The 11,432-nt window shown below is 73.7% G+C and carries 11 protein-coding genes and 1 pseudogene; 1 reads left to right on the top strand and 11 read right to left on the bottom strand.

Features of this window, described 5'->3' with window-relative positions; translation table 11 throughout:
• The 5 genes and pseudogenes from FHL79_RS23850 to FHL79_RS23830 form a co-directional block, all read right to left on the bottom strand.
• Positions 1-467, bottom strand: a pseudogene (locus tag FHL79_RS23850) (hypothetical protein); the annotation flags it as partial.
• A 165-nt stretch (positions 468-632) separates the two neighbouring features.
• Positions 633-1,733, bottom strand: coding sequence for a lysylphosphatidylglycerol synthase transmembrane domain-containing protein (locus FHL79_RS23845; RefSeq protein WP_171058325.1), 1,101 nt, complete (start codon positions 1,731-1,733; stop codon positions 633-635).
• Positions 1,734-1,777: 44 nt separating this feature from the next.
• Positions 1,778-2,806, bottom strand: a complete 1,029-nt coding sequence (locus tag FHL79_RS23840; RefSeq protein ID WP_138761042.1) for an Atu2307/SP_0267 family LLM class monooxygenase — start codon at positions 2,804-2,806, stop codon at positions 1,778-1,780.
• A gap of 90 nt (positions 2,807-2,896) precedes the next feature.
• A complete protein-coding gene (locus FHL79_RS23835) occupies positions 2,897-3,526 on the bottom strand; it encodes an SRPBCC family protein (RefSeq protein WP_138761041.1) in 630 nt (209 codons plus the stop codon).
• Positions 3,523-3,900, bottom strand: coding sequence for an ArsR/SmtB family transcription factor (locus FHL79_RS23830; protein WP_138761040.1), 378 nt, complete (start codon positions 3,898-3,900; stop codon positions 3,523-3,525). Before FHL79_RS23830 ends, FHL79_RS23835 begins: the two co-directional genes overlap by 4 nt.
• A 78-nt stretch (positions 3,901-3,978) precedes the next feature.
• On the opposite strand from FHL79_RS23830, the gene FHL79_RS23825 reads away from it, so the two are divergent.
• Entirely contained in the window at positions 3,979-5,250 is a 1,272-nt protein-coding gene (locus FHL79_RS23825) for a D-arabinono-1,4-lactone oxidase (protein ID WP_138761039.1), read from the top strand.
• Positions 5,251-5,255: 5 nt separating this feature from the next.
• Here the strand turns inward: FHL79_RS23825 and FHL79_RS23820 are convergent, their stop codons facing one another.
• From FHL79_RS23820 to FHL79_RS23795, 6 genes are all read right to left on the bottom strand, one after another.
• Complete coding sequence (locus FHL79_RS23820) at positions 5,256-5,882, bottom strand: hypothetical protein (protein ID WP_179966115.1); 627 nt, start codon at positions 5,880-5,882, stop codon at positions 5,256-5,258.
• A gap of 47 nt (positions 5,883-5,929) precedes the next feature.
• Complete coding sequence (locus FHL79_RS23815) at positions 5,930-6,754, bottom strand: class I SAM-dependent methyltransferase (protein ID WP_138761038.1); 825 nt, start codon at positions 6,752-6,754, stop codon at positions 5,930-5,932.
• A gap of 117 nt (positions 6,755-6,871) precedes the next feature.
• Positions 6,872-7,879 (bottom strand): sugar phosphate isomerase/epimerase family protein, encoded by a 1,008-nt coding sequence (locus FHL79_RS23810; RefSeq protein ID WP_138761037.1) that lies wholly within the window; start codon positions 7,877-7,879, stop codon positions 6,872-6,874.
• The gene (locus FHL79_RS23805; protein ID WP_138761036.1) at positions 7,879-9,096 is read right to left on the bottom strand and encodes a Gfo/Idh/MocA family protein; all 1,218 of its coding nucleotides are present in this window, start codon (positions 9,094-9,096) and stop codon (positions 7,879-7,881) included. The genes FHL79_RS23810 and FHL79_RS23805 overlap by 1 nt, the downstream gene beginning before the upstream one ends.
• Before the next feature lie 59 nt (positions 9,097-9,155).
• Positions 9,156-10,214, bottom strand: a complete 1,059-nt coding sequence (locus FHL79_RS23800; RefSeq protein ID WP_138761035.1) for a substrate-binding domain-containing protein — start codon at positions 10,212-10,214, stop codon at positions 9,156-9,158.
• A gap of 127 nt (positions 10,215-10,341) precedes the next feature.
• Positions 10,342-11,432: ABC transporter permease (locus tag FHL79_RS23795; RefSeq protein ID WP_138761034.1), on the bottom strand; the 1,091-nt coding region annotated here is incomplete at its 5' end.

Raw genomic sequence — 11,432 nt, 5'->3', positions numbered from 1 at the left:
GCCTCCACCTCACCCACCACCGCCGCAGCCACCCGGCCTCCGGCGTCCTGCGACTGCCCACCCAGGGCCTTGACGATCGCGTTCGCCCGCGCCGGGTCGATCAGCCCATCGGCCAGCGCCGCCCACGTGTCGGGCAGCTCACGCTGCAACACCAGCGACCGCTCGGTCAGCTTGGTGGCCGCGGCGCGGGAGATCCCGGCCACCACGGCCAGCTCATCGGCGAAGAACTCCGACACCCCGGCCGGCGCCCGGTCAGGCAGACACCCCGCTACCCCGTGCCCGGGCTCGTCCTCGGTCAGGTCCGACTGCTGCGGCCGCCGCCCCGCTAACTCCGCCACCAACGCCGCCTCGTACGCCGCCAGCTTCGCCCGGCCCACGGCCACCGCGGTCAGCTCCCGGACGAGTTCCGCGTCATCGAACCCGACCACCTCGAGCACGTCGGTCAACCGCGACGGACGACGGGTCACCCCCTCAGGCGGCGGACCCCACCCATCGGGGCCGAATGGCCGGGCAGGCGCCACCGTCAGCGCCACCCCGTACCCACCGGCCTCGAACATGACCCCACGCTAGCCAGGGGGTACGACAGTTCCCTGCCTCGTCGACGAGCTGACCTGGAGTTCCTCGGGGTCTTCCTACGCCTGCCCGGCGGCGTCCGGGGTCCGGCGTCGGCCGGCGGGGGTGGCCACCAGGAACAGCGCGCCGATTCCGACGAGCAGCCACAGGCTGACCAGCCGGTAGACCAGCACCGCGGGCACGGCCTGGCTCGCCGGCAGCCCGGCGGCGACCAGCGCCGAGGCGAGCGCCGTCTCGACCACCCCGATCCCGCCGGGCGTGAGCCGGGCCGAGGAGGCGAGCGCTCCGGCGGCCCAGGCCAGCAGCAGTCCCTGCCAGGGCACCGGGGCGCCGACGGCGATCAGCGCGAGCGCGAGCGTGGCGACGTCCAGCACCCAGTTGGCGAGGGCGTAGAAGCCGGCGGCGGCCCCCGCGACCGGGCTCAGCCGGAACGACCCCAGCGAGCTGAGCAGCTCGTCGACCCGGAGGCCGACCCGGTCGCTGCGCAGCGCCGGCACCCACCGGCCGAGCACCGCGGCGGCCCGGCTGACCCAGCGCACGACCAGCGCACGGGTCCGGGCGTGCCGGAGCACCAGGACGAGCCCGACGACCGGGACGACGCCGGCCACCGTGGCGAGGAACGCGCCCAGCGCTCCCACCAGCGACCCGGTCACCGCCGACCCGACGGCGAGCACGACCGCCAGCGACGCCGTCGCGGCGATGCCCGAGACCGCCAGCGCCCAGCCGACCAGCCCCGTGCTGTTGCCCAGCGCGTGCAGCCGGCGGTAGGTGTAGGCGGCGCTCGCCGCGGCACCGGCGACGGGCACCGTGGCCGAGATGGTGTTGCCCGCGTAGATGGTGCTCGTCGAGCTGCGCAGGGGTGCCGACCCGCCGCCGGCGCGGAGCAGCCCGCGCTGCTGCTCCACCAGGCACTGCATGGACAGCAGCTGGACCACCGCGGCCAGCAGCACCCACTTCCAGGCGACCCCGACCAGGCCGTCCCACCACTCGGCGATGCGGTGCCGGAAGACGACGACGAGCACCACGGCCACCAGCACCAGCAAGGCGCGGAGCAGCAGGCCCAGCGGCCGTCGGCGACCGGCGGGCTCGGGCGCCGCGCCGTCGTCCGGGGAGGACAGCTGCCCGGCCTGCGACGGCTGTCCTTGCTCCTCCGGGCTCACCACCCCATGGTCCCCGTCGACCCAGCGCACCTCGTCGGCCGGGGTCAGGCGGCGGCGACCCGGGGCACGACCTCGGTGCCCAGCAGCTCGATGCCGCGCAGCAGGTCGGCGTGCGCCAGCCGCGGGTTCGTCATCTGCAGCGAGATCCGGTCCACCCCGCCGAGCTGCCCGGAGATCCGGACCAGCTTCTCCGCCACGGTGTCCGGGTCACCCATGAAGAAGGCGCCGTTCGGTCCGCTCGTGGCGTCGAACTGCGCCCGGGACGGCGGGGAGAAGCCGCGCTCCCGGGAGACCTTGGTGAACATCTCGTGCCAGCCCGGGTAGATGGTGTCCGCGGCCGCCCGGGTGCTCTCGGCGACGAAGCCGAACACGTGCAGCCCCACCTGCAGCGTCTCCGGGGCGTGCCCCGCCTGCGCGCCAGCCCGGCGGTACAGGTCGATCAGCGGGCCGAACTGGCGCGGCTCGCCACCGATGATGGCGACCATCAGCGGCAGCCCGAGCAGCCCGGCCCGGGCGAAGGACTCCGGCGTACCGCCCACACCGACCCAGATGGGCAGCGGGTCCTGCAGCGGCCGCGGGTAGATGCCCTGACCGGTGAGCGCCGGGCGGTGCCGGCCGGACCAGGTGACGACCTCGGAGTCGCGGATCTGCAGCAGCAGGTCCAGCTTCTCGGTGAACAGCGAGTCGTAGTCGGCCAGGGAGAGCCCGAACAGCGGGAAGGCCTCGGTGAACGACCCGCGCCCGACGACCAGGTCGATCCGGCCCCGCGAGATCAGGTCGAGGGTGGCGAACTCCTGGAACACCCGGACCGGGTCGGCGGCGCTGAGCACGTTGACGGCACTGCCCAGCCGGATGCGCGAGGTCCGGGCGGCCGCGGCGGCGAGGATGACCGCCGGCGCCGAGTCGTAGTACTCGGGCCGGTGGTGCTCGCCGATGCCGAAGGAGTACAGGCCCACCTCGTCGGCGAGGGCGATCTCCTCCAGCAGGTGGGTCATCCGCTCCTCGGGCCCGACCAGGTGCCCGGTGCCGGGATCGGTCACCGCCGAGACGAAGCTGTCGACGCCGAGGTGCATGGGGTCCCTCCAGGGTCTCGCCGGCGCCGACGGACCGTCAAACGCTCAACCACCAGTGAACCAGGCGCCGGCGTCACCCCGCAGCTCCGGTCAGGAACGGGCCTCCTCGGGCACGTCCGGGGCGAACTGCGCCCGCGCCACCTCCACCCCGGCCGCGACCTCCTCCGGAGCCGCTGTCGTGCCGATCGCCGTCACCCACGCGTCGATCGTCGCGGCGTTGTAGCGCTGCACCTCCGCCGTCCCCTCCCAGGCGACCGGGTCGCCGACCGGCTCGCCGCGCAGGAAGAGCGCCAGCCCCAGGACGGCGACGTCCCAGCCGGGTCCGACGTACAACGCGCCGGCGCCGCTGCCGGCGAAGGCGACCGGCACGGAGTGCTCGAGCTCCAGTCGAGTGGCGTTCCCGCCCTCGGCGGTGAGCCGCAGCCGGACCAGGCTCTCCGGGCCACCCCAGCTGACCGTGAAGCCGTGCGGTGGGTCGCACTCCTGCACCTCACCGCCGGCGTTCCCCTCCACCTGGAAGGCGCCGCCGACCCGGAGGTTGCCGCTCACCGGGGCGAACCACCGGGCCAGCCGATCAGGGTCGGTGACGGCGGACCACACGTCCCCGACCGCCGCGTCGTAGCGGCGGCGCACGCTCACGGCGATCACCTCGGCGTCCCCGCTCCCCCGCCGCTGCACGTCCCGGTGAGCTGCCACGAGCTCGTCGATGAGGTCCCTCATGTCTCCTCCTCCGTGTCGGCCGCGGGCCCGGAGCCCGTGGTCGCTGATGTCGACCCGGCGCGCTCGCCCCGGGCGAGCTCGGTGGCCAGCGCGTCCAGGCGCTGGTCCCAGAACCGGCGGAAGCCGGTCAGCCACGCGTCGATCTCCCGCAGCCCGGTCGCGTCGACGGCGTAGAGCCGCCGGGCCCCCTCGGCGCGCACCCGGGCGAAGCCGTTCTCGCGCAGCACCTTGAGGTGCTGGGACGCCGCGGGCTGGGAGATGCCGAACTCGGCGTGCACGACGGCGGCGACCTGCCCTGCGGGCTGCTCGCCGTCGGCGAGCAACTCCAGCATCCGGCGCCGGACCGGGTCACCGAGGACGTCGAACGCGTGCACCGCCGCATTGTATAAGTGGTGACTTATGAAGTGCAACCCCCGCGACCCGCGCACGCGAGCGTTGCGGGACACTGGGGCGTGATCGAGGTGCCCGTGGCGCTGTCCACGACGAACTGGGCCGGCAACTACACCTACTGGGCGACGAAGCTGCACCGCCCGCAGTCGCTCGAGCAGCTGCAGGAGGTCGTCTCCGCCGGACCGCGGGTGAAGGTGCTCGGCTCCCGGCACTCCTTCACCGGCATCGTGGACTCCGCGGAGCTCGTCTCGCTGGAGGCGATGACCTCACCGGACTCCGTCGTCGTCGCCCCGGACCGGAAGACGGTGACCGTGGACGCCGGCCTGACGTACGGCGAGGTGGCCGCGGCGCTCCAGCGCTCCGGCCTGGCGCTGCACAACCTCGCCTCGCTGCCGCACATCTCCGTGGCCGGTGCGGTGGCCACCGCCACGCACGGGTCCGGCGTGGGCAACGGCAACCTGGCGACGGCGGTCGCGGCCCTGGAGCTGGTGACCTCCAGCGGCGAGGTGGTGCGCGCCGCCCGCGGGGACGCCGACTTCGACGGCATGGTCGTCGGCCTGGGCGCGCTGGGCGCGGTCACCCGGGTCACCCTCGACGTCGAGCCGGCGTTCGAGGTCCAGCAGCGGGTGTACGACCACCTGCCGTGGCCGGCCCTCTTCGAGCACTTCGACGAGATCGTCTCCCTCGGCTACAGCGTCAGCCTGTTCACCCTGTTCGGCGGCGACGTCGACATGGTCTGGGTCAAGTCGCGCACCGACGCACCGGCTCCGCCCGAGGGCGGGTTCTTCGGTGCGGTGCCGGCCGATGGCGAGCGGCACCCCATCCCGGGCATCGACCCGACCCCGGCCACCCCGCAGCTGGGCAGCACCGGGTTGTGGTCGGACCGGCTGCCGCACTTCCGGATGGGCTTCACGCCCAGCAACGGCGACGAGATCCAGTCCGAGTACCTGCTCCCCCGCGCGCACGCCGTCCCGGCGCTGGAGGCGCTCCGCGCGCTCGGGAACCGGATCCGGCCGCTGCTGCAGACCTGCGAGATCCGCACGATCGCCGCCGACCGGCTCTGGCTGAGCACGGCCCACGACCAGGAGTCCGTCGCCTTCCACTTCACCTGGCTGCAGGCGCAGTCCGAGCTCGAGGAGCTGCTCGTCGACCTCGAGGCGGCGTTGCTCCCGCTGGGGGCGCGCCCGCACTGGGGCAAGGTCTTCCTCGCCGACGCCGCCACGCTCGCTCCCCGGTACGCCCGGCATGCCGACTTCGCCGACCTGGTGCAGCGGCTGGACCCCCGGGGCGCCTTCGGCAACGAGTGGCTGGAGCGCCACGTCCTCGGCAGCTGACCTGGTCAGCCGGGCAGCAGGCCACCCGGCTGACGACGGCGGACGGCGTGCGCGGCGGCCTCGGCACGGTTGCGCGCCGCCGCCATGGCCTCCTCGAGCAGCCGCAACCCGGGTTCCCGCCGGCCGGCCCGGACCTCCGCCCGCCCCAGCAGGCTGATCGCCAGCACCTCGAGGTCGGCGTCCCCGGTCGCCCGGGCGACCTCCAGGGCCCGGGACGCCGCGGCGGCCTGGTCCCGCACGGTCGCCGCCTGCCGGGCGCGCTCGACCGCCACCCAGCCGTGCCCGGCGCACGACGGGACGTCGGCCATCACCCGTTCGGCCCGGGCCAGCCACCCGCGGGCCGCCGATCCGCGCCCGCCGAGGGGGTGCTGGTGGGCCACCCACACGGCCGGCCGGGCAGCCTCGGCGCAGCGACCGGCCTGCACGTGGTCGGCGAAGGCCTGCTCGCGCAGCGCGATCGCCTCGGGGACCCGGCCGAGGAACCACTGCGCCTGGGCCAGGCCGTCCCGGGCGTCGGCGGGGCCGTCCGCGCCGAGGGCAGCGTGGTACGCCGAACGGGCGGACTCCCAGTCCGCCCGCTCGAGCGCCTGCCTGCCGGTCCGCAGCTGCGCGGCCCCGTCGGGCCCCTGCATCCGCCGAGCCTCCCACGGACCGGCCGCGCTGAGGAGCTCCTGCGCGATCAGCGCCGGGTGCCGACGGCGAGCAGGTACTCGCTGTCGAACCGGGCCTGCTCCGGTGTGCCGTGGTCGAACTCGTCGCAGACGGCGTCCAGGGCGGCGTCGAACTCCGCCTCGCGGCCGTCCTTCACCGCGTTGGCACGGGCGGCGATGGTCGGCCCGTAGTACGCCCGGAAGTGCCGGGCGTAGTCGTGCGCCTGCGGGAACGCGGTGATCTCCAGCGCCTCCCGGCGCAGCGCCGTCCACTCGACCCGGCCACCGAACAACCCGCGCAGGTGCTCCTCGCTGCCCCACAGCGGCGGGGGCTGGGCGCCGGGCGGGGGCGGCGGCATGAACGGCTTCATGGCGCGGAACAGCGCGCCGACCATGCCCTCCGGTGTCCAGCACAGCACGCCGACGGTGCCGCCGGGCCGGCAGACCCGGACCAGCTCGTCGGCCGCCTCCTGGTGGTGCGGGGCGGACATGACGCCGATCGAGGACATCACGACGTCGAAGGACGCCTCGTCGAACGGCAGGCGCTCGGCGTCTGCCTCGGTCCACTCCAGCGACAGCCCGGACGCCTCGGCCAGCCGCCGGCCGTCGGCGAGCAGCTGCGGGGTGAGGTCACTGGCGGTGACCCGGGCGCCCCGGGCCGCGGCGGGCAGCGCCGCGTTGCCGGTGCCGGCGGCGACGTCCAGCACCCGGTCGCCGGCGCTGATGGCGCAGGCCTCGACCAGTCGGAGCCCGAGCGGGGTCAGGAAGGTCTCGACCATCCGGGGGTAGTCCCCGGAGGCCCACATGGTGCGGTGGCGGGCCTTGAGCTCGGTGTCGGGAACGGTGGTGGTCATCGGGGTTCCTCTCCCTCGGGATGGTGCTCCTGAGGGTTCTCGCCGATGACCGGCCGGCACATCGGGCGAACTCCCCATCCGGTACCCGTCCCGCGGGCACCGGATGGGGAGCAGCCGTCAGTTGCCGCTGGAGAAGGCGGCGTCGAAGGCCGCGGCCGGCGGGTCGAAGGCCAGCCGGCGGACGAACTCCAGCGCCTCGGGCGCCCCGACCAGCCGGTCCATGCCGGCGTCCTCCCACTCGACCGAGATCGGGCCGTCGTAGCCGATCGTGTTGAGCATCCGGAAGCACGCCTCCCACGGGACGTCGCCGTGCCCGGTGGAGACGAAGTCCCAGCCGCGCCGCGGGTCGGCCCAGGGCAGGTGCGAGCCCATCCGGCCGTTGCGCCCGTTGCCGACCTGCTTCTTCGCGTCCTTGCAGTCGACGTGGTAGATCCGGTCCTTGAAGTCCCACATGAACCCGACCGGGTCCAGGTCCTGCCAGACGAAGTGCGACGGGTCCCAGTTCAGCCCGAACGCCTCGCGGTGCCCGATCGCCTCCAGGGTGGCCACCGTCGTCCAGTAGTCGTAGGCGATCTCCGAGGGGTGCACCTCGTGCGCGAACTTGACCCCGACCTCGTCGAAGACGTCCAGGATCGGGTTCCACCGGGCGGCGAAGTCGGCGTAGCCGTCGGCGATCATCGACTCGGGCACCGGCGGGAACATCGCCACGGTCTTCCAGATCTTGCTCCCGGTGAACCCGACGACGACGTCGACGCCCAGCGCGCGGGCGGCGCGGGCGGTCAGCTCCATCTCCTCCGCGGCCCGCTGCCGCACCCCCTCGGGGTTCCCGTCGCCCCACACCCGCGGGTGCACCATGCCGCGGTGCCGCTCGTCGATCGGGTCGTCGCAGACGGCCTGGCCGTTGAGGTGGTTGGAGATGGCGTACACCGTCAGGCCGTGCCGCTCCAGGATGCCCAGCCGCTCCTTGACGTAGGAGTCGTCCTCGGCGGCCCGGGCGACGTCGAGGTGGTCGCCCCAGCAGGCGATCTCCAGGCCGTCGTAGCCCCAACCCGAGGCCAGCCGGCACACCTCCTCGAACGGCAGGTCGGCCCACTGGCCGGTGAACAGGGTGACGGGGCGGGGCATCAGTTCTCTCCTGGGTGGTCGGAGGGGATCTCGGTCCAGGTGGAGCGGTCGGCGGCACTGCGCTCGACGGCGTCCAGCACGCGCTGGACCTGCAGCCCGTCGGCGAAGGACGGCCGGGGCTGCTCTCCCGCGGCCAGCGCGCCGACCAGGTCCACGACCTGGTGGGTGAAGCCGTGCTCGTAGCCCAGGCCGTGCCCGGCCGGCCACCACGCGCCCACGTAGGGGTGCTCGGGCTCGGTGACCACGATCCGCCGGAAGCCGGCGGTCTCGCCCGGCTCGGTGCCGTCGTAGAAGTGCAGGACGTTCATGTCCTCGAAGTCGAAGGCCAGGCTGCCGGCCGACCCGTTGACCTCGATCCGGATGGCGTTCTTCCGGCCCAGGGCGAACCGGGTCGCCTCGAAGGTGGCCAGCGCGCCCTCGGTGAACCGGCCGAGGAACACCGCCGCGTCGTCGACGGTCACCTCGCCCATGCCCTCTGCCCTCATCCCGCCCGACCCGACCCCGAGTCCGCCCAGGGTGCCGGTGCTGGCCGGCAGCGGGCGCTTCTTGACGAACGTCTCCAGGACGGCGCTGACCCCGGTCAGCGACTGGCCGGTGATGAACTGGGTGAGGTCGACGATGTGCGCGCCGATGTCGCCCAGCGCACCGGAGCCGGCCTTGTCCTTCTGCAGCCGCCACGACATCGGGGCGGTCGGGTCGGAGATCCAGTCCTGCAGGTACTGCGCGCGGACGTGCCGGATCTCGCCCAGCCGCCCGTCGGCCACCAGCCGGCGGGCCAGGCCCACCGCCGGCACCCGGCGGTACGTGAAGCCCACCATCGCCCGGACACCGTGCTCGGCGGCCCGCGCCGCCGCCGCGACCATCGCCTCGGCCTCGGCGACGGAGTTGGCCAGCGGCTTCTCGCACAGCACGTGCTTGCCCGCCTCGAGCGCGGCGATCGCGATCTCGGCGTGGGTGTCGCCGGGGGTGCAGATGTCGACCAGGTCGACGTCGGTGCGCTCCAGGACGCGGTGCCAGTCGGTCTCGGTCTCGGCCCAGCCCAGCTTCCCGGCCGCGGCCGAGAGCGCAGCGGGGTCCCGGCCGGCCAGCACGGTCAGCTCCGGGGCGAGCGGGAGGTCGAAGAAGCGGGGCGCGGTGCGCCACGCGTGGGAGTGGGCCACGCCCATGAAGGCGTAACCGATCATGCCGACGCGCAGCGGCGGCGGGGAGGGGGTCATCGCAGGCTCCAGGAGACGGCCGGGGACGCCGACGGTCGTCGGCGTCCCCGGCGGTGCGGTCAGGACTCGAACGCGCTGTCGATGTACTGGTCGACGTTGTCCTTGGTCACGACCGGCGCGTTGAGCACGATCTGCTTCGGGATCTCCACCTCGACCAGGTCGGACAGCGACTTGTCCTGCGCGAGCAGGCGGGCCATCTTGACGCCGTCCGCGGCCTGGGTGGACGGGTAGATGACCGTCGCCTTGAGGACCGAGTCATCGGCCTGGATGCTGCGCATGGCGTTGGCCGAACCGGCACCGCCGACCATGAAGAACTCGTCGCGGCCGGCGTTGTTGATCGCCGCGAGCACGCCCACGCCCTGGTCGTCGTCGTGGTTCCAGATCGCGTCGATCTTCGGCGCGGCCTGCAGCAGGTTCGACGCGGCCTCCTCGCCGGACTCGACGGTGAACTCCGCGGCCACCCGGTTGCTCACCTTCAGCCCGCAGTCACCCAGCGCGTCGGCGAAGCCCTGGCTGCGCTCCTGGGTCAGCGGGAGCGAGTCGATGCCGGCGATCTCGGCGACGACGGCGTTCGGGGTGCCCGAGAGCTCGGAGCAGACGTACGTCCCGGCCGAGACGCCCATGCCGTAGTTGTCGCCCAGGACCGTGGCCCGGGCGGCGAACGGGCTGTCGAACTGGCGGTCGACGTTGATCACCGGGATGCCGGCGTCCATCGCCTTGAGCGCGACCGGGGTCAGCGCCGCGCCGTCGAAGGGCAGCAGCACGATGGCGTCGACCCCGTCGTTGATGAACGTCTCCACCTGGCTGATCTGGGTGCTGACGTCGTTGGTGCCCTCGGCGACCTGCAGCTCGACGTCGTCGTACTGCTCGGCCGCGGCCTTGGCGGCGTTGGTGATGCCCGCCATCCAGCCGTGGTCGGCCGCCGGCGCGGAGAAGCCGATGGTGACGGTGTCGCCGGAGTCGTCGTTCGAGCTGGCGGCGTTGGTGCCGCCGCCGTCACCGGAGGAGCTCTCCTCCGGGGAGTTGCTGGTGCAGCCGGCCACCATCGCCGTCGCCCCGACCAGGCAGACGGTGGTGGACAGCAGGCGCCGGAACGGGCGCTGCCGCGTTGCAGTCATCGTTCTCTCCTCGTATCGAGCCGACCTGGGCAGTCCAGGTGGGGTGGGACGTGGCTGGTGCTGCCCAGGCGGTCGGAGACCGGCTGGGTGTCGTGCTGATCCGCGCCCGGTCGGGCCACGGGTCAGGTCAGGGGGTGTCCGTGCTGCCGCTGGGACGGGCGCCGCCGGGGCCACCGGGCACCGCTCCGCCGGAGACCGTGCCCGCCGGCCCGCCGGCGGTCGCCGCTCCGGGTGGGGCCGTCGACCGCGGCGTGCGCATCCGGAAGGACCCGGTGACCAGCCGCTGCTGGAGCAGCACGGCGGCGACGATGATCACGCCGCGGGCCACCGCCTGCGCCGAGCTGGACAGGTTGTTGAGCGTGAAGACGTTGCCGAGCGTGGTGAAGATCAGCACGCCGAGCACGGTGCCGACGATGGTGCCGCGGCCACCGATCAGCAGCGTGCCGCCGATGACCACCGCCGCGATGGCGTCGAGCTCGTAGAGGTTGCCGTGGGTGGAGCTGCCGGTGGTGGTGCGCGCCATGAGCATCACCGCCGCGATCCCGCAGGTGAACCCGGAGAGCACGTAGAGCAGCACGGTGTGCCGCTGCACCCGGATGCCGGCCAGCCGGGCCGCCTCGGCGTTGCCGCCGACGGCGAAGGTGCGCCGGCCGAAGGTCGTCCGGTTCAGCAGCACCCAGCCGGCCACGGCGACCAGCGCGAACACGATGACCAGCGTGGGGATGCCGAGCACGTCGCCGGAGAAGAACCGGATGAAGTCCTGGTCCTGGACGATCTGGGTGCGCCGGTTGGAGATGATCTCGGCCAGCCCGCGGGCCGCGGCCAGCATCGCGAGGGTGGCGATGAAGGCGACCAGCTTGCCGTAGGCGATGACCACGCCGTTGACCAGCCCGGCGATCGACCCCACCAGCAGCGCGGTGAGCACCATGAGGATCCAGTGCGCGTCCTCGGCCAGCTGCTGGGTGGCCAGGGTGGTCGCCCAGACCGAGGAGAGCGCCACCAGCGCGCCGACCGACAGGTCGATGCCGCCGCCGATGATCACGAAGGTCATCCCGACGCTCACCACACCGATGACGGCGGCCAGCCGCAGGATGGTCAGCACGTTGTCGACGTCGGCGAACCGGTCCCCCGCCGTCGCGACGCCGGCGATGCACAGCAGCACCAGCGCGACGATCAGCCCGAGGTTGCGGCCGAGCGGCCCGGCGAGCAGGCCACCGC

This window comes from Modestobacter altitudinis, from assembly GCF_005930475.1.
In the GTDB taxonomy this organism is placed as follows: Bacteria; Actinomycetota; Actinomycetes; order Mycobacteriales; family Geodermatophilaceae; genus Modestobacter; species Modestobacter altitudinis.
Note: the sequence above shows the minus strand (reverse complement) of the source record. Positions and strands in the feature narration are given on the sequence as shown.